The sequence below is a fragment of the Kocuria turfanensis genome (genome assembly GCF_001580365.1).
GTDB lineage: Bacteria > Actinomycetota > Actinomycetes > Actinomycetales > Micrococcaceae > Kocuria > Kocuria turfanensis.
This window is the reverse complement of record NZ_CP014480.1, coordinates 2,124,601-2,146,588: the sequence shown is the minus strand read 5'-3', so window position 1 is coordinate 2,146,588 and position 21,988 is coordinate 2,124,601. Positions and strand designations below refer to the sequence as shown.

Sequence of the window (21,988 nt, the reverse complement as noted above, 5' to 3'; positions counted from 1 at the left end):
CGCGGGCGCTGCAGGGGCACGAAGACGGAGAGATCAGCGTCAACGTCGTTGGAAGGACGGAGCCAGATGGAGGGCGTCCTGGTGGAGAACTGCAAGCCCGGCGGTCTCGACCGGCTGGGCCTGGGCTGCCCGGAGTTGTCCGCGGAGAACCCGGGGCTCGTCTACGTATCGATCACGGGCTTCGGCGCGGCCGGTGGACGGGACCTGCCCGGCTACGCTTTCATCGCCCGTCAGCTGATCGGGGAGCCGCACACCCTCTCGACCTGAACAGAACGGTCCGTCAGGACCACGCGACGACGAGGCGCGCCGCCTGGTTCGGGACGGTCACGTCGATCCCCGTCAGCTCGGTGAACCTCCCGAGGCGGTTCATCAGCGTGTTGCGGTGGCAGAACAGCCGCCGGGTGGACTCGGCGACGCTCCCGGTCGCCAGGTACGTCGTGACGGTGGCCACCAACCGTTCGCGCTCCACCCGTCCACACCGGTCCAGCGCCTCCTCGACGTCGGACGCCACGGACATCCCCGCCTCGGCCAGGCGCTTCCGGGCGATCCGGGTCCAGGACCGTTCGAGCGTCAGCGCGCCGACGTCCGCGTCCTCCATCACCGCCGCGAGCTCGCGGGCGAAGCGGGCCGCGACCGTGAGACTGGCCAGCCCCGCCGTCCGCTCCACCAGCCCGCACCGCGACCCGCGCAGGCACTCGGTGGTCTCCGTGGCCGCGGAGCCGTGCTCCCCGTCGACGGGCCAGAACGCGATCAGCCCGTCCGCCACCGGGTGCGTCAGCACGTGTCCTCCCGCGCGAGCCGCCAGGGCGACGGCGACGCGCAGCGCGGGGGCGTCCTCGCGGAGGGCGACCGCGACCCCGAGCGGACCGTCCTGGGGGACGCCGATCTCCGCGGCGATGTGGGCCAGCATCTCCGGGCCCGGCCGGTCCTGGCCGAAGATGGCGGCCACGTAGCCCTGTCGGATGGACGAGGCCTCGGAGAGCATGCGCTGTCGTTCCGCCACGTAGGTGGCCTGGGTCTGGCTGGCATAGGAGTCGACGACGTGCCAGACGGTCTCGGTGTGCCGCACGAGCAGCGCGGCGTCGTCGTCCGCCGCCAGTCGCGTCAGCTCGGCCCAGAGGATGGAGAAGTCCAGCCGGATCGCCGTCATCAGCGACTCGATCGGGATGCCGGCCCGCGCCCTGGACACACCCACGTCCATCGCCTGCCGCAGGCGGACCTCCTCCATGGCACGGGCGTCGGCGTCGTGGCGCAGGCTCCGGAGCAGCGCATCGAACGACCTCGACGCCGTGCGCCGGATCTCACTGACCGGCAGGGCCGAGGTCGCGTAGTCCTCGATGCGCAGCAGCCGCTCGAGGAAGAGGTCGCTCAGGCGTTCGACGTCGAGCTGGTCCAGGAGCGCATCCCAGCGCTCATCGCCGGGACTCCCCTCGGTTCCGGCAATCCATGACGAAAGATTGGTGCTCACAGCGGCATTTTATGGGCAGTTGCACAATTCCGGGCGGGAAATCCACTTAGATCGAGCGATGGGTGGCGTTGCTCACTGGGTCATGCTGGATGGCACCACCACAACGGGGACCTGATGACCCCCGTGGTCACCACCCCCGAGTCGGCACCGAGTGCGGAGGCACCCATGAACAACCCCACGGAAACGCAGGAAGGTCTCACCCCGAGAGGCAACATCGAGGCCGGGGCCACACGGCAGATCTCCGACCAGGAGGCGACCAAGGTCGCCATGGGCGCCCTCGTCGGCACCGCCATGGAGTGGTACGACTTCTTCCTCTTCAGCGCTGCCGCAGCGCTGATCTTCAACGTCCAGTACTTCGCGAACGAGAACGCGACGGCGGCCGCCCTCGCGTCCTTCGCGACCTTCGGCGTCGGCCTGGTGGCACGTCCGCTCGGCGGGATGTTCTTCGGCGCCATGGGCGACCGGATCGGCCGCCGCAAGACCCTGATGGTGACCATCGTGGGCATCGGCATCATCACGGGGCTCATCGGACTGCTCCCGACGTACGCGGCCATCGGCATCGCAGCCCCGATCCTGCTGGTGCTGCTGCGCGTGGCGCAGGGTCTGTTCGTCGGCGGGGAGTGGTCCGGAGCCATGACGATCGTGGTCGAGAACGCCCCGCTCGCGCGACGCGCCCGCTATGCGGCGCTGCCGCAGATCGGCTCGCCGATCGGCACCATCCTGTCCTCCGGCGGCTTCTTCCTGATGACGCTGTTCTTCTCGCAGGAGAACTTCAACGACTTCGGATGGCGCATCCCGTTCCTGGCCGCGTTCCCGATGCTGCTGGTCGCACTGTGGATCCGCAGCCGCCTGGACGAGTCCCCGGTCTTCGCCGAGCTCATGGAGTCCGGTGAGACGGAGAAGGCCCCGATCCGCGCGGTGATCCGCCACCACTGGAAGCACATCATCATCGGCATGGCCGCGGCGATGCTCGGTGTCGGAGGCTTCTACCTCGTCACCGCGTTCGTCGTCTACTACGGCGTCAGCATCCTCGGCTACAGCCCGTCGCTGATGCTGTTCGGAGGCATGGTCGCCGCCGTCGTCGAGATCCCCGTCCTGATCGCCGGCGGCCGCCTGGCCGAGCGCTTCGGCGCCAGCAAGGTCATCATCTACGGCGGCATCGTCTCGGCCCTGTCCGCCGTCCCGGCGTTCCTGATGATCGCATCGGGCAACGACGTCCTGGTGGTGACCGGCATGGTCTTCGCCGTGGCGACGCTGTCCTTCCCGTACGCGGCCTCCGGGACCGTGCTGACCGGCCTGTTCCCGGCCCGCACCCGATACACCGGGGTCGGCTTCGCGCAGAACACCGCCGGGATGGTCAGCGGCTTCGTTCCGCTGCTCGCCACGGCGTTCGTCGCCGGGGCCGGCAACCACTGGTGGCCCGCCGCCGCCATGCTGGTCTTCCTGTCGCTGTTCACGGCGGTCGCAGGCGCCATTGCCCCGCGGATGAGCGTGGACCTGCCCGGCTACAAGCACTAGCCGCCCCCGAAGCCCAGCGAACCAGGAGCACGATGTCCCAGTCAGCCGGCCACCTGATCGTCCGCCAGCTCGAGGCCCATGGCGTCCGCCGTGTGTACTCGGTGCCCGGCGAGAGCTTCCTGGACGTCCTCGACGGGCTCTACGACTCCCCGATCGAGACCGTGGTGGCGCGCCACGAGGGCGGGGCCGGCTTCATGGCCCTCGCCGAAGGACGCCTGGGCGGGGTGCCGGGGGTCGCGATGGTCACCCGCGGCCCCGGCGCCGCGAACGCGATGATCGCCGTCCACACCGCGTGGCAGGACGCCACGGCGCTGGTCCTGTTCGTCGGCCTGATCCCCGTCGCGGACCGCGGGCGCGAGTCCTTCCAGGAGTTCGACCTCACCGCCTGGTTCGACAGCACCGCCAAGCGCGTCATGGTGCTCGACGACGAACACCGCGCCGCGGAGGTGGTGGCCGAGGCCATGCACACGGCCGCCACAGGCCGCGTCGGTCCGGTGGTCGTCGGGCTCCCCGAGGACGTCCTGGTCCGCCTCACCGACGCGTCCCCGGTGCCACCGCGCCGAACGGGCCCCTCCCGGGTGTCCGCGGACGAGGCCGCCGACGCGGCGGCCGCGGTGCGGGCCGCCGCGAGACCGCTGATCGTCGTCGGCGGCGACGGCTGGACGGGATCGACCGGAGCCGACCTCACTGCCTGGGCCGAGGCCGCGCACGTCCCCGTGGCCGCTGACTGGCGGGCGTACGACGCCGTGCCCCACAGCTCGGGCGCGTGGGCGGGCTGGCTCGGCTACGGCCGGGCGGACACGCTCGCGGCCCGGCTCGACGAGGCCGACCTGCTGATCTTCGTGGGCTGCGGCCGGACGGACGTCCTGACGGACGGCTACCGCCACGGGCTGGGGGCCAGGACGATCGTCGTCGTCCCCGACGCCGAGGCGCGGGGCCACGCCGGACGCATCGACCTGCAGGTGGCGGCCACCCCGCGCGCCTGGGTGGCGGCGTTGCCGGATCCCTCGAGCGCCCGGGGAACACGCTCCCGGGACTGGATGGACACGCTCGCCGCCGACCAGCGGCGGTTCGCGCATCCGGAACCCGAGGACTGCGACGGCGTCGACCTCTCCACCGCCATGGGCGTCCTCGACGCCCGGCTGGGCGAGGAACGGGTGGTGACCTACGGGGCCGGCAACGCCACGCTCTGGGGCCACCGCTTCCTCGGCCACCACCTCCCGAACTCGCTCGTGGGCCCCCGGAACGGCGCGATGGGCGCGGCCGTCCCGGCGGCCGTGGCCGCCTCCCTGGTGTTCCCCGAACGCCAGGTGGTCGCGATCTGCGGCGACGGCGACTTCCTGATGAACGGGCAGGAACTGACGGTCTGCCGGGCGCACGGCGGGACCCCGCTGGTGATCGTGGTGGACAACGGGATCTACGGCACCATCGCGCAGCACCAGCGCGCGCACTACCCGGGACGGCCGTCAGGCACGTCCGTGGACAATCCCGACTTCGCCGCGGGCATGCGTGCCTACGGCGGATTCGGCGAGTACGTGCAGACCACCGAGGACTTCGGCCCGGCGCTGGACCGGGCCCTGGCCAGCGACCTGCCCGCGCTGCTGCACCTGAGGGCCGATCCGGCCACCATGCCGCCGTCGTCCGCGAACGGCTCCGGAAGGAAGACCGCCTGATGAAACTCGACCTCATCCTGGACGACGCCGACATCATCACCCTCGAGGAGGCCCGCCCCCGCGCCCGACGCGTCGGCGTGCTGCACGGCCGGATCGTGGGATTCGACGAGGAACTGGACGGCTGCACGGCCGAACTCACCGTCCCGCTCGGCGGGGCCGCCGTCGTGCCCGGCTTCATCGACGCCCACTGCCACACCACGTGGTGGGGACTGGGCCTGTCCGCCGTGGACCTGGAACCGGCCCGCGGACTCGAGGAGATCTACGCCCTGCTGGAGGCGGAAGTCGAACGACTCGCGGACCAGCCGGAGGCGTGGATCAACGGCACCGGCTACAACCACAAGCACCACGGCGGGCTCCTTCCCGACATCGAGCGCCTCGACGCGATCACGGGGGACCGCCCGCTCTACCTGCGCCACGTCTCCGGGCACCTGTCCATCACCAACACGGCGACGCTCCGGCTCGTCGGCGCGCTGGCCCCCGACTTCGAGGACCCGGTGGGCGGGGCCGTGCTGCGAGGACCCGACGGCAGGCCGACCGGTGTCGTCGAGGAGTCCGCCCAGTCCCTGGTCCAGAGTCTCCTGCTGCCCTATTCCGTGGAACAGATCGTCCAGGCGCTCGACGAGGCCACCGCGCGGTACGCGGCCCAGGGCATCACGAGCTTCACCGAGGCCGGAATCGGCGGCGGCTGGATCGGGCACAGCCCCGTGGAGCTGCAGGCGTACCAGGCCGCACGGCGGGCCGGGCGGCTGCACGCCCGTGCGCAGCTGATGCCGACGCTCGACGTGCTGCGGCCACTGGGCGCGCCCGACGCCGACATGCACGGCGAGGGCCCCGGCCTGGGCCTGGACCTCGGACTGCCGGCGGGCTTCGGCGACGACTGGGTGTCCCTCGGCCCGGTCAAGGTGTTCCTGGACGGCTCGTTGCTCGGCGCGACCGCCGCGGTGACGGAGGACTACTGCGGACATCCGCACCAGCACGGCTACCTGCTCGACGACGCCGAGAGCTTCCGGGAGCGCGTCGCCGCGGCCTACCGGGCGGGCTGGCCGGTGGCGCTGCACGCCATCGGCGACGCCGCAATCGACCTCGCGACCGACATCATCGTGGGATGCCAGGACAAATACGGGCGCAACGCGCTGCCCAACCGGATCGAGCACTTCGGCATCGCCCGCCCCGAGCAGGTGGCGCTGGTCGCCCAGGCGGGGATCGCCGTCACCCCGCAGGCCGCGTTCATCGGCCCGCTGGGGGACCAGATGGCCGAGCTCGTCGGGCCGGACCGCGAGAGCTGGCTCTACCGGGGCCGCTCGCTGGTGGACGCCGGCGCGGTCCTCGCCGGAAGCTCGGACCTGCCGGTCGCCGACAACAACGTGCGCCGCGGCATGCAGTCGTGGGTGGACCGGCGCACCGAGAAGGGCCGCGTCCTCGGCGGGACGGCCGCATCCGGCGCGCCCGCCGAGGCCCTCACCCCCGAGGAGGCGCTGCGCACGTACACCACGTGGGCCGCCGCCGCCACCGGAACCGCCACGGACAAGGGAACCCTGCGCGCCGGCAAGCTGGCTGATTTCGCGGTGCTCTCCGGATCGCCGTTGACCGCCGGGGACATCGGCTCCCTGGACGTGCTGGCGACGATCGTCGGCGGCCACTTCACCCACCACGCCCTGGACCTCCCCGCCGTCACGACCGCCGCCGGGGCAGCCACGAACGGAGCCCCCCGATGAACGACACCACTTCTTCCGCCTACGACCGGGCCTTTCTCGCCGACTTCCGCTCCATGAGCACCGTCGGCGCCACCGCCGGCGGAGGAGTGGACCGCCAGGCCGGGACCGTGGCCGACGGGCAGACCCGCAGCTGGTTCCGCGGACTCGTCGAGGGCCACGGCTTCGAGGTCCACTACGACGAGATCGGCAACCAGTTCGCCCTGCTGGAGCTGGTACCGGGTGCCCCCTACATCGCGATCGGATCCCACCTGGACTCGCAGCCGCTGGCCGGCCGCTTCGACGGCGCCTACGGGGTCCTCGCCGGCGCGCACGCCGGCATCCGACTCGGCGATCGGCTGTCGGCCGAGGCCCGGGGCAGCAACGGCGGGGAGGCGCCGTCCGCGCCGAAGTTCAACATCGCCGTCGTCAACTGGTTCAACGAGGAGGGCTGCCGCTTCAAGCCCTCCATGATGGGCAGCTCCGTGTTCACCGGGAAGATCCCCGCCGAGCAGGCGCTGGCCACGACCGACCCGCACGGAGTCAGCGTTCGCGAAGCACTCCGGGCCATCGGCACCCACGGTGACTTCACCCTCGACATCGCCGCGTACCTGGAGATCCACATCGAACAAGGCCGGTCCCTGGAGAACGACGGTCTGGCGATCGGGCTGGTCGAATCCACGTGGGGCGCCAACAAGTACGAGTTCGTGGTCCACGGGGAGCAGGCCCACACCGGGGCCACCCTGATCGCGGACCGCGCCGACGCGCTGCTCGGCGCCTCCGCGCTGGTCGTCGCGGCGCGCGAGGTCGCGGACCGGTTCACGGACGACGAGCACATGGTCATCACGTCCTGCGGCGAGTTCACCGTGTTCCCGAACTCGCCCGTCGTGGTCGCCAGCCGGGTCAACCTGCTGGTCGACGTGCGCAGCACGGATCCGGACGTGCTCGCCGCGGCCGATGCGGAGCTGCACCGCCGGATCGGCGAGATCGAACGCAGCGCCAACGTGAGAGTCGAGCGCGGCGCCGAGCACACCTGGGCGTCCAAGGCCTACGACGAGGCGGGCATGGCGCTCGCCGCAGCCAGCGCCGACGCACTGGGGCTGAGCCACGGCATCGTGCGCACCCTCGCAGGGCACGACTCGACCAACCTGAAGGATCTCGTCCCCACCATCATGCTGTTCGTCCCGAGCGTGGAGGGGATCACCCACAACGAGAGGGAGCTGACCCGGGACGCGGACATGCTCGCCGGCCTGGACCTGCTCACCGAGCTCACGGGCCGCGTGGTGGCGGGGGACTTCGTCGCACCGTAGCCCCCGCCCGCTCGCCCTGGAAAAGGACGCGGCCGCCCGGAACACTTCGCAGGTGCGAGGATGAACCGCATGAGCCGGCGTCCGCGTGCCCTGACCCCTTCGACCGACCGTCCGGAGTCGCGGCGGCTGCCCCGCCGGCTCGTGCAGCTCTACGCCGGCCTGGTCCTCTACGGCATCACCATGGCGCTGTTCGTGCGGGCGGAGCTCGGCGTCATTCCGTGGGACGTGCTGCACCAGGGGCTCTCCCGGCAGCTCGGGGTGAGCATGGGCACGGTCGTCATCGCGGTGAGCCTGCTGCTGCTCCTCGTGTGGATCCCGCTGCGCGAGCGCCCGGGGATCGGCACCCTCAGCAACGCGGTGGTGGTCGGGCTGGTGCTCGACGCGACCCTGGCGGTGCTGCCGCCGGTCGAGTCGCTGCCGCTGCGGGTGCTGTTCGTGCTCGCCGGTGTGCTCCTCAACGCCGTGGCGACCGCCGCCTACATCGGCGTGCACCTGGGCCCCGGCCCGCGGGACGGGCTGATGACCGGCCTGGTGCGGCGCACCGGAGGATCGGTGCTGATCGTGCGCACCTCGATCGAGGTGATCGTGGTGGTCGCCGGGTGGCTGCTCGGCGGCACCGTGGGCCTGGCCACGGTGCTCTACGCGCTGGCCATCGGCCCGCTGGTCCAGGTGCTGATGCCCCGGTTCCAGGTGCGGCTCTACCGCTGAGCCCGCCGCCCACGTGCCGGGCCGCGCGGCCCCTGCTCCAGGCCGCGGCCAGGGGTGCCGGATCCACCGTGCTGGACGGACGAGCCCCGACGAGGGTGGCGGGGGACCAGCCTGGGGAACAGAATGGCCCTTGTCGCCGGGACCGCCCCGGCCGCGCCTCGTCCGTGGGGGAACGGAGACGCACCATGTACTCAGGAACTCGATCATTCACGCGCCGCAGCCCGTGGCCTGCACGCCGGAGGCGCCTCGTGGCGGCCCTCACGGCGCTGCTTCTCGCAGTGGGCGGTGCTGGCGCGGCCGCCGCGGCGCCGGCCTTCGCCGTCGAGACCAGCGATCCGGCGGTCACCCGCCTCCAGGCCGATCTGGACGCGCTGGCCGCCCAGGTGCCGGGGGAGCTGGGGCTCGTGCTCCTGGATCCGACCGGTGCGGAGGTGGTGGCCCGCAACCCGGACCGCTCCTTCACCAGCGCCAGCCTGTACAAGCTCTTCCTGGCCCATGCGGTCTTCGACCGGGTGGACCGGGGCCAGATCGCCCTGACGGACACCGTGCCGGGCACCGCCTTCACCGTCCGGGAGGCCGTGGAGCGGATGGTCACCTGGTCGGACAACGTCTCCGGCGCGGCCCTCGGGCGCTGGCTGGGGTGGCACGAGGTCCAGGCGTTCGCGCAGGGGCAGGGCTTCGAATCCACGACCTACGACCCGGACACCGGGGAGGCGGGGACCGTGGCCATGACCACCACCCCGAACGACGTCGCCGACCTCCTCGACCGGCTTCGGGGAGGCGAGCTGCTCTCCGGGCCGTCGACCACCCTGCTGCTCGGCTTCCTCGCGGCCCAGGAACTGGACTACGCCCTGTCCACGGGACTGTCCCCGGACGTGGAGTTCGCACACAAGACCGGCCTGCTGATCCAGGTCTCGCACGACGCCGGGCTCGTCCGGCTGAACGGCAAGGAGTACGTGGTGGCCGTGCTGACGGACGGCTGGTCCGGCTACGACGACGCCAGGCCCTGGTTCCGGACGGCAGGGCAGGCGATCGACTCCTACCTGCACGCAGCAGCGGCAGCCTGACCTCCGGGGGGCTCGCCGGGCATCGGTGACCGCCTCCCGGCCGGGCCGGGTCAGTGGGCGCGACGCGCGACGGCGGGAGGCGGTCCGAAACCGCTCACGGCGTCCCGCAGGCACCGGGGGGCGCCGTGCTCGGGCTGGTGGATCCGCTGGGGGCCGCCCGAGGCCACCCAGCGGTTCAGCGCCTCCGCGCGGTCCGCGTCCTCGAGCCCGCTCAGCCACACGGTGGGGCCGACCTGCCCGCTGGGTCCGTCCCGTCGGGCGACGGCGACCAGCGAGGCCATCTCGCACCGCCCCATGCACGGCGACGAGATCAGCACGGCTCCTGCCGTGCCCTTCACCACCTCCTGGAGATGCTCCACCTGATCGGCCGTCCCGGTCAGCCGGCGCAGGCCGGCACACCGGTGACCCTGGCACACGGCCACCAGCGGGCCGCCGGCATCGGTGGTGGTCTCGCTCGTGGTGCTCTTGCGGCTCATGGGGGTGCCTCCCGGGTGGATGGGCGACGTCGCAGGCCGATGGATCCGATGGCCCGCCCGTGTCGGATTAGTTGCTGAGAATGAAACTCATTACCATCAGATCGTGAAGAAGCGCTGTTGGCAAGGGGGAAGCATGAGTGACGGGACCGGTACGGACCTGCGGGACCTCGGGGTCTCCGTGGCCGGGCAGTCGTTGCTGCACCACGTGGGCTTCCGGGTGCAGCCCGGGCAGCGGGTGGCCCTGCTCGGGGCCTCGGGCTCAGGCAAGTCCCTCACGGTGCTGGCGCTGCTGGGGCTGCTGGGGCCTCAGTTCCGCGTGCAGGGCACCCTGCGGGTCGACGGTTGTGAGCTGCCCTGGCGCCAGGCACCGGGGCGGCGCCCGGGCATGGCGGCGGTCTTCCAGGACTCCCAGGCCGCGCTGAACCCCGTCGTGCGGCTGGACCGGCAGCTGCTGCCCGCCGTGGCCCGCCGCCGCCGGACCGGCGCGGCGGAGGCCGGCCAGGTCATGGCGGAGCTGCTGCGCGAGGTCGGCTTCGAGGACCCGGAACGGATCCTGCGCGCCCACCCCTCCCAGCTCTCGGGCGGGCAGCGACAACGCGTGTGCCTGGCCCTGGCCATGGCCGCGTCACCGGACCTGCTGGTGGCCGACGAGCCGACCACGGCCCTGGACATGATCAGCCAGCGGCAGGTCGTCGAGGCCCTGCGCCGCTGCACGGGCCCGGGGCGCAGCGCGCTGCTGTTCATCACCCACGACCTGGCGGTCGCCGCCGACCTCTGCGACGACGTCGTGGTCCTCGACCGGGGGCGGGTCGTCGAGGCCGGCCCGATGCAGCAGGTGCTCCGGTCGCCCCGGGCGGCGTTCACCGTGGCCCTGGTCGCGGCCGCCCGCGCCGGCCTCCGGCCCGCCGCGACGCCGGTGGGCCCGGACGCCCGCACCGGCCTCGAGTCCGTCGCCGCACCGCTGGACGCGGCCTCGTGATCCGGCCGGCAGGGCCGACGACGCTGCGCGGCACCGGACTCACCCGGACCTACCGGACCCGCTCCGGGGAGGTGACCGCGGTGTGCGGGGTCGAGCTCGAGGTGCGCGAGGGCGAGGCGCTGGGCGTGGTGGGCCCCTCCGGGTCGGGCAAGTCCACGCTGCTGTCCCTGCTCCTGGCCGTGGAGCGCCCGGACCGGGGCGAGGTCCTCTTCAACGGCGCGCCGCTGACGGGCCGGCAGCAGATCCGGCGAGCCCGGCAGGCCGTGCAGTACATCCCGCAGGACCCGGCCTCCAGCCTGGACCCGCGGCGCAGCGTCGAGCGCCAGCTGCGGGAACCGCTGCGGCGCTTCCGCGTCCCGGGCGACCACTCGCGCCTGGTCCGGGACGCCCTGGAGCAGGTGGGGCTCGGCACCGAGCACCTGGATCGGCGGGCCCACGAGCTCTCCGGCGGGCAGGCCCAGCGCGTGGCCATCGCCCGGGCCCTGGTGACCCGCCCCCGGATCCTCCTGGCCGACGAGGCGGTCAGCGGGCTCGACCTGCCGCTGCGCAACCAGGTGCTGGACCTGCTGCAGGACCAGCACGTGCGCGGGGGTCTGGGGCTGCTGTTCATCTCCCACGACCTCACCGCGGTCCGTTCCCTGTGCGAGCGCGCCCTGGTGCTCGACCACGGGCAGGTGGTGGAGGAGGGCCCGGCCGACCGGCTCCTCGAGAGCCCCCGCCACCCGACGACCCGGCAACTGGTGGACGCCGTGCCGCGCCTGCCCGCCTGAGACCCGCACCCTGCCGCCCGCCGGCGCCTCGCGGCACCCGTCGGTTTTGCTCGCCCTGCTCCCCGCCGCTCGTCCGCGGGTGCTGACCGCTCGCCGGGCCCCGAGGTCCGGCGTCCCCGCACCACCCCGCCGTCCCCGATCCATCCGACCGTCCGTCGTCCACCACACCGAAAGGGCTCCCTGATGCCTCCTCGCTCCTCCGTCCCCGTCCACCGTCCCGCCCGGCGGGCCACCGGCCTCGGGCTGGCCGCGGTCAGCCTGCTGCTGCTCACCGGCTGTTTCGCCGAGGGCTCCGGCGCCGCCTCCGGCGAGGGCTCCGATGGCTCGTCCGACGCCCGCGTCGAGCTGGCCATGCTCCAGCCGCCGCGCTCGGGGCTGTCCCCGCTCAGCGACGACGCCTTCAAGCTCTCCCGCTGGTCGACCGCCGAGACCCTGGTCCGGCTGGACGAGGCCGGGGACGCCCGGCCCATGCTGGCCACCGAGTGGGAGCAGGTCGACGACACCACCTGGTCCTTCACGATCCGGGACGGGGTCACCTTCCACGACGGCACGGAGCTCACCGCCGAGAACGTCGCCGCCTCCCTGGAGCGGGCCGTGACAGCCGAGCCGGCCCCGCGCATCCTCGACGGGGTGGAGATGACCGTGGCGGCCGAGGGCGACACCGTGCGGGTCACCACCGCCGAGACCGACCCGCTGGTCCCGCAGCGGCTGTCCAGCCCGCAGCTGTCCATCCTCGCCCCGGCCGCCTATGAGGGCACTGCGGTGGACCCGGTGGGCCACGGCACCGGGCCCTTCGAGCTCACCGCCGTCGACGGCACCTCCGGCGCCACGCTGGAGCGCTACGAGGACCACTGGGACGGCGCCGCGGCCGCCGCCGGCATCGACGTGTCCTTCGTGCCCGACGGCACCGCCCGGGCCGCCGCGCTGCGCACCGGGGAGGCCGACGTCGTCGAGGCCGTGCCGGTGGGCCAGGCCGCGCAGGTGGAGGAGGACCTCCTGGAGGAGGTGCCGATGCCGCGCACCAACACGCTCTACCTCAACACCGAGGACGGCCCGTTCACCGACCCCGCCCTGCGGGCGGCCGCCCGGGAGGCCCTCGACCCGCAGAGCGTCGTGGACGGGGTCTACGAGGGCCGGGCCGACGTGGCCGCCGGCCTGCTCGGACCCGCCATCCCCTACGCGGCGGAGGGCCGCGACACCGACGCCTACCGCGAGCTGCTCGCCGACCGCGCCGAGGCCGGGGACCCGGCCGGGCAGAAGATCACCATCGGCACCTTCACCGACCGCGCCGAGCTGCCCGAGGTCGCCGTGCAGCTCCAGCAGCAGCTGGAGCAGGCGGGCTTCGAGGTGGAGCTCGACGTCCGGGAGTACCAGTACATCGAGGCCGACGCCCTCGAGGGCACGTTCGACGCCTTCATCCTCTCCCGGGCCACCGTGCTGGACTCCGGGGACCCGGTGGCCTACATGGTCAGCGACTTCGGCTGCGAGGGTTCCTTCAACATCTCCCAGTTCTGCTCCGAGGCCGTCGACGCCGCCCTGGACAAGGCGGAGAAGGCTGCCCCCGGCGAGGAGCGCCGGACGGCGATCATGGAGGCGGAGGCCGCGGTCCTCGCCGAGGACGCCGCGATCCCGATGCTCCACGAGCGCGTGATCCAGGGCGAGCAGGACGACGTGGAGGGCGCGGCCCGCGACCCGCGCGAGCGCGAGCTGATCACCGCCGAGACCACCGTCGCCGAGCGAGGGAACAGGTGACGAGCCGGACAGCGGGCCAGATGACGGACCCGGCGGCCGTCCCAGTGATGGGTGCTGTGACGGGCGAGGCGGCAGGCGTCACGGTGGGCCACGGGGCGGGTTCCGCGGTCGCCCCGGTGGCGGGCCGGGCGAGGGCCCGTGCGCTGGGCCGGGCGGGGGCGGCGGCCCTGATCTCGCGGGCTCTGGCCTTCACCGCCGTCGTCGTGCTGATCGGCGCCCTGCCGTGGCTGTCGGGCAACCGCCCGGAGTACACGGTCCTGCGCGCCCGCTACGCCGACCGGGAGGCCACGCCCGAGGTGCTGGCTCAGATCCGGACCGAGCTGGGTCTGGACCGCGGCCCGGTCGCGGTCTTCGCCGACTGGGCGTCCGGAGTCCTCACCGGGGACTTCGGCACCTCCTGGATCAGCGGCCGACCGGTCCTGCCCGGTGTGCTGGAGGCCCTGGGAGTGTCCGTCACCCTGATGGGCGCGGCCCTGGCCGTGGCCCTGTTCGTCGCCGCCCTGACCTGCGTCCCCACCGTCCGCGCCGGACTGGCCGGGCGCCCCGCCCGCGGCGCCGGGGCCGCGGCCGCCGCGCTGACCGCGCTGCCGGAGTTCCTCCTGGCGGCCGTCCTGCTGATCGTCGTGGCGGTGTGGTGGGGCTGGCTGCCGCCCTACGGGTGGCGCGGCCCCCAGCACGTCGTGCTGCCGGCCCTGGCCCTCGGGCTGCCCGCGGGCGGGCTGATCGGGCGGCTGCTCACCACCGCGCTCGCCGGGGCGTTCACCGAGCGCTGGGTGCACACCTGGGCGGTGGCCGGGCACTCCCGGGCCCGGATCGCCCTCGCCGCCCTGCACCGGGCCCTGCCTGGGGTGATCGGGCAGATCGCGCTGGTCGTCGTCGGGCTCACGGGCGGTGCCGTGGCCGTCGAGGAGGTCTTCGCGATCCCCGGTCTGGGCCGGTCCCTGCTGGGGGCCGCCGCGGCCCAGGACATCCCGACCCTGCAGGCGGGGGTCCTGCTGCTGCTCGTGCTCGCGGCGGCCCTGGGGGCCCTGGCCGCCCTCGTCCGCCGGTCCCTGCTGGGCCCGGCCGCCCGCTCCGGGGACCTGCCCGTCCCCGGCCCGCCGCCGGGTCGGCGCCGGTCGTGGTGGGTGGTGCCGGCGGTCTCCGGAGGGGCGCTGCTCGCCCTGGTCGTGGCCGGGCTGTTCCGGGACCCCTACACCTCCGCCCACACCCGGCTGGAGGCGCCCTCCTGGGCGCTGCCGCTGGGGGCGGACGCCGCCGGGCGTGACGTGCTGGCCCGGGTGGGCCACGGCGCGCTGGACACCCTGGGCCTGGCCCTGGTCGTGGTCGCCGCGTGCCTGCTCATCGGGCTGGTCGTCGGGATGGCCGGGGCGTGGTCCACCGGCCCGGTGGAGGTCACCAACGCGGCGCCCCCCATCATCGCCGGCATCCTCGTCGTCGCGGTGGCCGGGCCGTCGGCGGCCGGGGCGGCCGTGGCCGTCACCCTGGTGAGCTGGGCGCCGCTGGCCGCCCACACCGCCGCCCTGGTCGCCGAGATCTCGGCCCGCCCCTACGTGCGGGTGCTGCCCCTGCTGGGCGCGGGCCGCGCTCGCATCCTGGCCGGCACGGTCCTGCCCGCCCTGCTGCCCGAGGTGGCCCGGCACGCCGTCCTGCGCCTGCCCGGCACCGCCCTGGCCATCGCCGCGCTCGGCTTCCTGGGCCTGGGCCAGCAGCCGCCGGCCCCGGAGTGGGGCCTGTTGCTGGCCGAGGGCATCGGCTACGTCGAGCGCGCCCCGTGGACCGTGCTCGGCCCGGCGGGGGCCCTGGTGCTGGCCTCGGTCCTGGCTGTCTCGCTCTCGAGCGCCGAGGGGGCGCGGCGGACCTCCCGTCCCGGGCCGGGGCATTTCGCCATGATTCCTGCGTCCGGTCCCGGCCCGGGCTCCGCCGAGTCGGCGGGCTCCGCCGAGTCGGCGGGCTCCGCCGAGCGGGCGAGGCAGCTGCAGACCTGATGCCGCGCTCGCCCGGCGGTGCCGGCGTCCGGGCGGCCGGGGCCGGCCTCGCCCGAGGGCAGGGTGCAGCAGGCGCCATCTCGAGAATGCGCGAACGGCCGCTGCCGGACCGGGGTCCGGCAGCGGCCGTTCGTCGTCGTCCGGGCTCAGCCCTGGCGGGCCTTCATCCGGGGGTTCTTCTTGTTGATCACGAAGGTGCGGCCGCGGCGGCGGACCACCTGGGCGCCGGGGACCTTCTTCAGGGCGCGCAGCGAGTTGCGTACTTTCATTCGTTCCTCCTGGTTGTTGTTGCTGGTGGTCAGTGCTGGGGAGTCCGGTGCGGACTCCTCGATGTCAGTTCGGCGAGCTGATGCCGAACGGGTCGCTCAGCCCGGTGATCCCGGACCGCAGCTCCTCCTCCGTGAGCTGGCAGGCGGCGAGCAGCCCGGTCAGCTCGGCCGCGTCCAGATCCGCGCCGGTGGCGGCCAGCACCGTGGCGGGGCCGGCCGGCACCACGTCCGCGCCGGCAGCCTCCGTGGCGGCAGCGCGGTGCAGGGCCTCCGCGAGGGACGCGCAGGCCCGCCGGCGGCTGAGGGCGTCCAGGGAACTGACCATGACAAGGCGCATGCCCGCCACCTTACATAAGAAATATTCTCAAGCAGACAGGAGCCTCGGATGGTGGGCGAATTGACCATCGTTCTCATTTTCTTGAGAATGGCTCTCATGAAACTGCGATCCACGCCGGCGGCCCCGGCTCCGGGGAACGGCCCGGCCATCCGCACGGAGGGCCTCACCGTGGCGTTCGGCGCCACGCCGGTGCTGCGCGGGGTGGACCTGTCCGTGGCCGACGGCGAGGCCGTCGCCCTGATGGGCGGCAACGGCTCGGGCAAGTCGACGCTCCTCAAGGCCCTGCTCGGCGTCGTGCCCGTCGCGTCCGGCGAGGCCCGGCTGTTCGGCGCCGACGTCACCGCACGCCGGACCGTGCCGTGGTCGAGCATCGGCTACGTCCCCCAGCGCGTCGGCGTCGGTGCCGGGGTGCCCGCCACGGCGCTCGAGGTCGTCGCCGCGGGGCTGACGGGCCACCGGCGGCTGCGCCCGGGCGCCGGCGCCCGGCGGGCCTGCCTCGACGCGCTCGACCAGGTCGGCCTGGCCGACCGGGCGCACGAGAGCGTGGCCATCTTCTCCGGCGGCCAGCAGCAGCGGGTGCTGATCGCCCGGGCGCTGGTGCGGCGCCCGCGGCTGCTGCTGCTGGACGAGCCGCTGTCCGGGGTGGACCAGGTCTCCAAGGAGGCCATGGCCCGGATCCTGGCGCAGCTGCAGGCTGACGGCACCACGCTGCTCGTCGTGCTGCACGAGCTCGGCGAGCTGGCCCCGCTGCTGGACCGCGCCGTGGTGCTGCGCCACGGGCACATCGTCCACGACGGCAGCCCCCCGCAGCCGGCCCCGGGGCACGACGCCCCCGACCACGAGCACCTGCACCCGCACGGGGACGAGCCCGCCGCCGTTCCCTCCGCCCCCGATCTCCACGGAAAGCCGCAGCGACCATGATCGAGACCTTCACCGCCATGCTCGCCAGTCCCCTGATGCAGCGCGGTCTGCTCATCGCCGTCCTCGTGGGAGTCTCCGCGCCGGTGATCGGCACCTACCTCGTCCAGCGGCGCCTGGCCCTGCTCGGGGACGGCATCGGCCACGTGGCCCTCACCGGAGTGGCCATGGGCTGGCTGGCCGGCTCCGCGGCCGGGCTCACCACGCACGACGCCCTGGCCGTGCCCGGAGCGGTGGTCGCGGCCGTCGTGGGCGCGGTGCTCATCGAGGTCATGCGCACCCGGGGGCGCACCAGCGGCGACGTCGCCCTGGCCCTGCTGTTCTACGGCGGCATCGCCGGCGGGGTGCTGCTGATCGGCCTGGCCGGCGGGACCTCGGCGAACCTCACCGGCTACCTCTTCGGCTCCATCGCCACCGTCACCACCCTGGACGTCTGGCTCACCGCCGGGCTGGCCGCGGTGGTCCTCGGCGTCGGGCTGGGCCTGCGCCCGGCCCTGTTCTCCCTGTGCCACGACGAGGAGTTCGCCCTCGCCACCGGGCTGCCCGTCCGGGCCCTGAACATCCTGGTGGCCGTCATGGCCGCCCTCACCGTCTCCGTGTCGATGCGCGTGGTCGGCGTCCTGCTGGTCTCCGCGGTGATGATCGTCCCGGTCGCCGTCGCCCAGCTGCTCACCCGCTCCTTCGCCGGCACCATGGGCACGGCCATGGCCGTGGGGGCCGCGGTGTGCGTGACGGGCCTGTCCATCACCTACTTCCAGCCCCTGTCCCCGGGCGCCATGATCGTGGTGCTGGCCATCGGCTGCTACGTGCTCGCCCTGCTCGTCCGCCCCCTGCTGGGGCGCGTGCGGCCCCACGGCACGGAGGACGCCCACCACGTCGAGGACGACCTCCAGCTGCGAGGAGCATGACCATGACCCGGACCACCCGGCAGCGCTCCGCCCTGACCGAGCTGCTCGACCGCACCCCCGAGTTCCGCTCCGCCCAGCAGCTGCACGCCATGCTGGCGGAGCAGGGGGAGCCGGTCTCCCTCGCCACCGTCTACCGCAACCTCAGTGCCCTGGCCGAGGCCGGGGAGGTGGACGCCCTCGCCGCCCCGGGCGGAGAGATGCGGTACCGCCGGTGCGCCCGCGCGGAGCACCACCACCACCTGGTGTGCCGCCGCTGCGGGCACACCGTGGAGGTGGCCGAGACGGCGGTGGAGCGGTGGGCCGCCCAGGCCGCCCGCCGGCACGGCTTCACCGACGTCGGGCACGCGATCGAGCTCCACGGGATCTGCGGCTCCTGCCGGCAGGCCGGCTCCTGAGCTCTGCCGCAACGGCGGTGGATTGACAACGGTTCTCACTTTTCACGAGAATCGTTCTCATGATCCCGTCTCGCGCTCTCGTTGTTCCACTCTCCCTGGCCGCCGCCCTCGCCCTGTCCTCCTGTGCCTCCGACTCCACCGACCCGTCCGCGGCCACCGCCGACGGCAGGTCGGGGGAGGCGCTGACCGTGCAGGCGTCCTTCTACCCGCTGCAGTACGTCACCGAGCGCGTCGGCGGGGACCTCGTGGCGGTGGAGTCGCTCACTCCGGCCGGGGCCGAGCCGCACGACCTGGAGCTGTCCCCGGCCGCCGTCGACAAGCTGCGCACCGCGGACGCGGTCGTGTACCTCTCCGGGTTCCAGCCGGCGGTCGACGACGCCGTGGCCCAGACGGCCCCCGAGCACGCCCTCGACGCGGTGCACGCCGGGGTGGAGGGTGAGGCGGCCCATTCGGCGGAGGAGCACGGGGCCGCGGAGGAGTCCCACAGCGCGGAGGCCCACACCGAGGAGGGGCACGCCGAGGGGGAGCCCGCCGGAGGCGACGGCCACGACCACGGCGGGGAGGACCCGCACTTCTGGCTGGACCCCGAGCGGCTCGCCGCGGTCGCCACGGAGGTCTCCCACGAGCTGGCCGAGGTCGACCCGGCCAACGCCGCCACCTACGAGTCCAACGCCGAGCAGCTGACCACCGAGCTGACCGCCCTGGACGAGGAGTTCACCGAGGGGCTGGCCACCTGCGAGCGGAACACCATCGTGGTCGCCCACGAGGCCTACGGGTACCTGGCGGACAAGTACGGCCTCGAGCAGGTGGGCATCGCCGGGCTCGACCCCGAGACCGAGCCCTCCCCGGCCCGGCTGGCCGAGATCGGCAAGATCGTCGAGGCCGAGGGCGTCACCACGGTGTTCTCCGAGTCCCTGGTCAACCCCAAGGTCGCCGAGACCCTGGCGGCCGAGCACGGCGTGGAGACCGCCGTGCTGGACCCGGTGGAGGCCCAGGCCGACGAGAACGCCGACTACCAGCAGGTCATGCGGGACAACCTCGAGGCGCTGCGCACCGCGCTGGACTGCGCGTAGGGCGGCGGCGGTCCGCGCGGGTCCGGTCCACGACCGGTCCCCGGCGGCGTAGCGTAGGGCGTCCGGGATCGGCCAGCACACGGTCGTCCCGCCGCCCGCCGAACGCCAAGGAGACAACGCCCGTGGAACCCCTGCCGCTGGAGCCCCTCACCCGATTCCTCGCCGTGGACCGCGCCGAGGACCTCGCCGGGCTGGCCGCGCGGATCCCCGGCTCGGGCTTCCTGTGCTTCTACCCCAACGACGAGGAGTACGCCGGTTTCGCCGACGGGACCGGCCGGCTCTGGCTGCGCGGCGACGACGCCAGCCCCGCCCGGGAGCTGCTGGAGGTGCTCGAGCCGCCGTTCCGCATCGCCTATCCGGTGGCCCCGGCCGTCACCGGCGACGAGGAGGCGGTGGTCTCCGCCGGGGTGCTGCAGACCCCCGAGGAGCTGGAGGACTACCGGGTCCGCTTCGCCGACCTGGAGGGCGGGGTGGACCTGGACCACCAGGCGCACGCCGTGGACGCGAACGGCCAGCACTGGACGCTGATGGTCGGGCCCGACCCGGCGACGGTGCTCGCCCTGTGCGTGGGCCGCGACGAGGACGGCAACCCGTTCTCCGAGCAGATCCCCTTCGACGCGGAGTCCCTGCCGCTGCCGGTCACCGTCGTCGAGCTCGACTGAGCGCCGCCCTCCGAGCGACCCCGGGACAAGGAGCACCCGCCATGGCACTCGACCGCGCCAGCGCGATCTTCCTGCAGGAGCTGGCCGACTCCATCCCGCCGGGCTCCCCGCCGATGTGGGAGATGACCCCGGCCCAGGCCCGCGCCACCGGTGCCGACCGGCGAGCGCGCTACGGACCCGGCCCGGACATGCACCGGGTCGAGGAGCACGTTCTGGACGGCCACGACGGCGGCGCCTTCCGCGTGCGCGTCCTCGTTCCTGACGCGACCCCGGCCGCGGTGCTGGTCCACCTGCACGGCGGTGGCTGGGTCCTCGGGGACATCGACGGGTACGACACGCTGGGGCGGCTGCTCGCCGCACGGTCCGGTGCGGCCGTCGTGCTGGTGGAGTACCGCAAGGCCCCGGAGTACCCGTTCCCCACCCCGGTGGAGGACAGCTGGACGGCCCTGCAGTGGGCCGCGGAGCAGCGGGAAGCGATCGCCGGCGGCCCGGTGCCGTTGTTCGTGGCCGGGGACAGCGCCGGCGGCAACCTGGCGGCGGTGCTCACCCACCGGGCCCGCGACCGCCGCGGCCCCGAGCTGGCCGGGCAGGTCCTCGTGTACCCCGTCACCGACGCGGACCTGACCCGGCCCTCCTACCGGGAGCCGGAGAACCAGGCCTTCCTCCCCGCCGACTCCATGCGCTGGTTCTGGGAGCACTACGTCCCCGAGGAGGGCGCTCGCGGACACCCTGAGGCCTCACCGCTGCGCGCCGGGTCCCTGGGCGGCCTGCCGCCGGCCCTGGTCATCACCGCGGAGCACGACGTGCTCCGCGACGAGGGCGAGGCCTACGCCCGGAGGCTCGCCGCGGAGGGCGTGAGCGTGGTGCACCACCGCTGGCCCGGCCAGATGCACGCCTTCTTCTCCCTGGTCAACATCCTCCCGGCCAGCGCGGAGGCCATCGACCTCGTCGCGGACCATCTGCGGGAGCGGACCGCGCCGTAGCGGCGGGCCGGGCGGCGCCGAGGAGTCCCCCGGATCGGCCCGGCCCCGGGACGCGCGGATCCGCGGCCTGCTCGGTGCTCGCCGCCGGGCGCACCGCCCCGACTTGTGCGATCTGAAAGTCTTTTAATCGTTCGCGGGCACGCTGTCAAATATGTCGAACATCGGTCATCTGCTGGAGCTCGAATCCATCTGCCTGGACGAATCGGTGGACGACTGGCGTGCCGCCATCCGGTGCGCCGGCGGGCTCCTCGAGCGCCAGGGGGCGATCAGCGGCGAGTACACCCGGGCCATGATCGCCAGCGTCGAGGAGAACGGCCCGTACATCGTCGTCGCCCCCGGGTTCGCCTTCGCCCACGCCCGGCCCTCGGAGGCCGTGCACCGCACGGCGATGTCCTGGGTCCGGCTGGCCCACCCGGTCGAGTTCGGGCACGCGTCCAACGACCCCGTGACCCTGGTCGTCGCCCTCTCGGCGAAGGACCAGAAGGAGCACCTGCAGGCCATGCGGAAGCTGGCCACCCTCCTCGCCTCGCCGACGACGCGGACGGCCCTGGACCGGGCAGAGACGCCCGAGGAGGTGCTCGCGCTGCTCACGGAGGACGCCCCGGCGTCGGGTTCCGGAGCGGCGCCCGCGGCGACCGGATCGGCGTCCTCGTCGGCGGCGGCGGTGGCGGCTCCGGCCGCACCGGCCGAGCCGGCGCCCGCGGTGACGGAGGCGGCCACCGAGCCGGCGGCCGGGGCGGCCACGGAGAGCCGCAACAAGATCCTCACCGTCTGCGGCAACGGGCTCGGCACGAGCCTGTTCCTGAAGAACACCCTGGAGCAGGTGCTCGACCGCTGGGGCTGGAGCCCCTACCTCACGGTCGAGGCCACCGACACGATCTCCGCCCGCGGCAAGGCCAAGGAGGCCGACGTCATCCTCACCTCCGGGGAGATCGCCCGCGCCCTGGGGGACGTGGGCGTGCCCGTGAAGGTGATCCAGAACTTCACCAGCACCACCGAGCTCGACGCCGCCATGCGCGACCTCTACGACGTCTGAAAGCAGG

The 21,988-nt window shown here is 73.7% G+C and carries 22 protein-coding genes; 18 read left to right on the top strand and 4 right to left on the bottom strand.

The features are described from left to right. The first annotated feature begins 66 nt into the window (after window positions 1-66). On the top strand, window positions 67-267 hold the full coding sequence (locus tag AYX06_RS09955; RefSeq protein WP_062735636.1) for a CoA transferase: 201 nt from the start codon (window positions 67-69) through the stop codon (window positions 265-267). A gap of 13 nt (window positions 268-280) precedes the next feature. On the opposite strand, the gene AYX06_RS09950 is transcribed toward AYX06_RS09955, so the two are convergent. Beyond that, window positions 281-1,468, bottom strand: coding sequence for a helix-turn-helix domain-containing protein (locus AYX06_RS09950; RefSeq protein WP_062735635.1), 1,188 nt, complete (start codon window positions 1,466-1,468; stop codon window positions 281-283). 165 nt (window positions 1,469-1,633) lie between these two features. Here AYX06_RS09950 and AYX06_RS09945 point away from each other — a divergent pair, with 165 nt between their 5' ends. From AYX06_RS09945 to AYX06_RS09920, 6 genes are all read left to right on the top strand, one after another. Then, window positions 1,634-2,986, top strand: coding sequence for an MFS transporter (locus AYX06_RS09945; RefSeq protein WP_062735634.1), 1,353 nt, complete (start codon window positions 1,634-1,636; stop codon window positions 2,984-2,986). A gap of 32 nt (window positions 2,987-3,018) precedes the next feature. Further along, on the top strand, window positions 3,019-4,659 hold the full coding sequence (locus tag AYX06_RS09940) for a thiamine pyrophosphate-dependent enzyme (protein WP_062735633.1): 1,641 nt from the start codon (window positions 3,019-3,021) through the stop codon (window positions 4,657-4,659). After that, window positions 4,659-6,374: an amidohydrolase gene (locus tag AYX06_RS09935; protein ID WP_062735632.1), complete on the top strand. Its 1,716-nt coding sequence runs from the start codon at window positions 4,659-4,661 to the stop codon at window positions 6,372-6,374. Before AYX06_RS09940 ends, AYX06_RS09935 begins: the two co-directional genes overlap by 1 nt. After that, the gene (locus AYX06_RS09930; RefSeq protein WP_062735631.1) at window positions 6,371-7,660 is read left to right on the top strand and encodes a M20 family metallo-hydrolase; all 1,290 of its coding nucleotides are present in this window, start codon (window positions 6,371-6,373) and stop codon (window positions 7,658-7,660) included. The genes AYX06_RS09935 and AYX06_RS09930 overlap by 4 nt, the downstream gene beginning before the upstream one ends. Window positions 7,661-7,729: 69 nt before the next feature. Next, entirely contained in the window at window positions 7,730-8,368 is a 639-nt protein-coding gene (yczE, locus tag AYX06_RS09925; RefSeq protein ID WP_062736990.1) for a membrane protein YczE, read from the top strand. A gap of 248 nt (window positions 8,369-8,616) precedes the next feature. After that, window positions 8,617-9,435, top strand: a complete 819-nt coding sequence (locus AYX06_RS09920; protein ID WP_062735630.1) for a serine hydrolase — start codon at window positions 8,617-8,619, stop codon at window positions 9,433-9,435. A gap of 50 nt (window positions 9,436-9,485) precedes the next feature. Here the strand turns inward: AYX06_RS09920 and AYX06_RS09915 are convergent, their stop codons facing one another. Continuing rightward, window positions 9,486-9,911 carry a hypothetical protein gene (locus AYX06_RS09915; protein ID WP_062735629.1) on the bottom strand — a complete coding sequence of 142 codons (426 nt, stop codon included), beginning with the start codon at window positions 9,909-9,911 and terminating at the stop codon, window positions 9,486-9,488. A 133-nt stretch (window positions 9,912-10,044) separates the two neighbouring features. On the opposite strand from AYX06_RS09915, the gene AYX06_RS09910 reads away from it, so the two are divergent. The 4 genes from AYX06_RS09910 (at window position 10,045) to AYX06_RS09895 (ending at window position 15,400) form a co-directional block, all read left to right on the top strand. Then, window positions 10,045-10,890: an ATP-binding cassette domain-containing protein gene (locus AYX06_RS09910; RefSeq protein ID WP_062735628.1), complete on the top strand. Its 846-nt coding sequence runs from the start codon at window positions 10,045-10,047 to the stop codon at window positions 10,888-10,890. Further along, complete coding sequence (locus AYX06_RS09905) at window positions 10,887-11,660, top strand: ABC transporter ATP-binding protein (RefSeq protein WP_084271555.1); 774 nt, start codon at window positions 10,887-10,889, stop codon at window positions 11,658-11,660. The genes AYX06_RS09910 and AYX06_RS09905 overlap by 4 nt, the downstream gene beginning before the upstream one ends. A 183-nt stretch (window positions 11,661-11,843) precedes the next feature. Further along, the gene (locus AYX06_RS09900) at window positions 11,844-13,412 is read left to right on the top strand and encodes an ABC transporter substrate-binding protein (RefSeq protein ID WP_062735627.1); all 1,569 of its coding nucleotides are present in this window, start codon (window positions 11,844-11,846) and stop codon (window positions 13,410-13,412) included. 47 nt (window positions 13,413-13,459) lie between these two features. Beyond that, a complete protein-coding gene (locus AYX06_RS09895; protein WP_084271751.1) occupies window positions 13,460-15,400 on the top strand; it encodes an ABC transporter permease subunit in 1,941 nt (646 codons plus the stop codon). Between the two features lie 146 nt (window positions 15,401-15,546). On the opposite strand, the gene ykgO is transcribed toward AYX06_RS09895, so the two are convergent. Continuing rightward, window positions 15,547-15,669 (bottom strand): type B 50S ribosomal protein L36, encoded by a 123-nt coding sequence (ykgO, locus tag AYX06_RS09890; RefSeq protein ID WP_026544400.1) that lies wholly within the window; start codon window positions 15,667-15,669, stop codon window positions 15,547-15,549. A gap of 64 nt (window positions 15,670-15,733) precedes the next feature. Next, on the bottom strand, window positions 15,734-16,006 hold the full coding sequence (locus AYX06_RS09885) for a hypothetical protein (protein ID WP_147017787.1): 273 nt from the start codon (window positions 16,004-16,006) through the stop codon (window positions 15,734-15,736). Between the two features lie 96 nt (window positions 16,007-16,102). On the opposite strand from AYX06_RS09885, the gene AYX06_RS09880 reads away from it, so the two are divergent. The 7 genes from AYX06_RS09880 (at window position 16,103) to AYX06_RS09850 (ending at window position 21,981) form a co-directional block, all read left to right on the top strand. Further along, complete coding sequence (locus AYX06_RS09880; protein WP_062735625.1) at window positions 16,103-16,927, top strand: metal ABC transporter ATP-binding protein; 825 nt, start codon at window positions 16,103-16,105, stop codon at window positions 16,925-16,927. Then, complete coding sequence (locus tag AYX06_RS09875; protein WP_062735624.1) at window positions 16,924-17,832, top strand: metal ABC transporter permease; 909 nt, start codon at window positions 16,924-16,926, stop codon at window positions 17,830-17,832. The genes AYX06_RS09880 and AYX06_RS09875 overlap by 4 nt, the downstream gene beginning before the upstream one ends. Window positions 17,833-17,834: 2 nt before the next feature. Continuing rightward, window positions 17,835-18,227 (top strand): Fur family transcriptional regulator, encoded by a 393-nt coding sequence (locus AYX06_RS09870; RefSeq protein ID WP_371860081.1) that lies wholly within the window; start codon window positions 17,835-17,837, stop codon window positions 18,225-18,227. 59 nt (window positions 18,228-18,286) lie between these two features. Then, window positions 18,287-19,300, top strand: a complete 1,014-nt coding sequence (locus tag AYX06_RS09865; protein WP_062735622.1) for a metal ABC transporter substrate-binding protein — start codon at window positions 18,287-18,289, stop codon at window positions 19,298-19,300. 122 nt (window positions 19,301-19,422) lie between these two features. Continuing rightward, window positions 19,423-19,962, top strand: coding sequence for a hypothetical protein (locus tag AYX06_RS09860; protein ID WP_062735621.1), 540 nt, complete (start codon window positions 19,423-19,425; stop codon window positions 19,960-19,962). A 41-nt stretch (window positions 19,963-20,003) separates the two neighbouring features. Next, window positions 20,004-20,945 carry an alpha/beta hydrolase gene (locus tag AYX06_RS09855; RefSeq protein ID WP_084271554.1) on the top strand — a complete coding sequence of 314 codons (942 nt, stop codon included), beginning with the start codon at window positions 20,004-20,006 and terminating at the stop codon, window positions 20,943-20,945. Between the two features lie 151 nt (window positions 20,946-21,096). Next, window positions 21,097-21,981 carry a PTS sugar transporter subunit IIA gene (locus tag AYX06_RS09850; protein WP_062735620.1) on the top strand — a complete coding sequence of 295 codons (885 nt, stop codon included), beginning with the start codon at window positions 21,097-21,099 and terminating at the stop codon, window positions 21,979-21,981. The last annotated feature ends 7 nt before the right edge of the window (window positions 21,982-21,988 follow it).

What these genes read in the sequence shown, in the direction of transcription:
- AYX06_RS09955 (WP_062735636.1), top strand. Translation starts at nt 67, where the DNA reads ATGGAGGGCGTCCTGGTGGAGAACTGCAAGCCCGGCGGTCTCGACCGG.
- AYX06_RS09945 (WP_062735634.1), top strand. Translation starts at nt 1,634, where the DNA reads ATGAACAACCCCACGGAAACGCAGGAAGGTCTCACCCCGAGAGGCAAC.
- AYX06_RS09940 (WP_062735633.1), top strand. Translation starts at nt 3,019, where the DNA reads ATGTCCCAGTCAGCCGGCCACCTGATCGTCCGCCAGCTCGAGGCCCAT.
- AYX06_RS09935 (WP_062735632.1), top strand. Translation starts at nt 4,659, where the DNA reads ATGAAACTCGACCTCATCCTGGACGACGCCGACATCATCACCCTCGAG.
- AYX06_RS09930 (WP_062735631.1), top strand. Translation starts at nt 6,371, where the DNA reads ATGAACGACACCACTTCTTCCGCCTACGACCGGGCCTTTCTCGCCGAC.
- yczE (WP_062736990.1), top strand. Translation starts at nt 7,730, where the DNA reads ATGAGCCGGCGTCCGCGTGCCCTGACCCCTTCGACCGACCGTCCGGAG.
- AYX06_RS09915 (WP_062735629.1), bottom strand. Translation starts at nt 9,911, where the DNA reads ATGAGCCGCAAGAGCACCACGAGCGAGACCACCACCGATGCCGGCGGC.
- AYX06_RS09910 (WP_062735628.1), top strand. Translation starts at nt 10,045, where the DNA reads ATGAGTGACGGGACCGGTACGGACCTGCGGGACCTCGGGGTCTCCGTG.
- AYX06_RS09900 (WP_062735627.1), top strand. Translation starts at nt 11,844, where the DNA reads ATGCCTCCTCGCTCCTCCGTCCCCGTCCACCGTCCCGCCCGGCGGGCC.
- AYX06_RS09895 (WP_084271751.1), top strand. Translation starts at nt 13,460, where the DNA reads ATGGGTGCTGTGACGGGCGAGGCGGCAGGCGTCACGGTGGGCCACGGG.
- ykgO (WP_026544400.1), bottom strand. Translation starts at nt 15,669, where the DNA reads ATGAAAGTACGCAACTCGCTGCGCGCCCTGAAGAAGGTCCCCGGCGCC.
- AYX06_RS09885 (WP_147017787.1), bottom strand. Translation starts at nt 16,006, where the DNA reads ATGCGCCTTGTCATGGTCAGTTCCCTGGACGCCCTCAGCCGCCGGCGG.
- AYX06_RS09880 (WP_062735625.1), top strand. Translation starts at nt 16,103, where the DNA reads ATGAAACTGCGATCCACGCCGGCGGCCCCGGCTCCGGGGAACGGCCCG.
- AYX06_RS09875 (WP_062735624.1), top strand. Translation starts at nt 16,924, where the DNA reads ATGATCGAGACCTTCACCGCCATGCTCGCCAGTCCCCTGATGCAGCGC.
- AYX06_RS09870 (WP_371860081.1), top strand. Translation starts at nt 17,835, where the DNA reads ATGACCCGGACCACCCGGCAGCGCTCCGCCCTGACCGAGCTGCTCGAC.
- AYX06_RS09865 (WP_062735622.1), top strand. Translation starts at nt 18,287, where the DNA reads ATGATCCCGTCTCGCGCTCTCGTTGTTCCACTCTCCCTGGCCGCCGCC.
- AYX06_RS09855 (WP_084271554.1), top strand. Translation starts at nt 20,004, where the DNA reads ATGGCACTCGACCGCGCCAGCGCGATCTTCCTGCAGGAGCTGGCCGAC.
- AYX06_RS09850 (WP_062735620.1), top strand. Translation starts at nt 21,097, where the DNA reads ATGTCGAACATCGGTCATCTGCTGGAGCTCGAATCCATCTGCCTGGAC.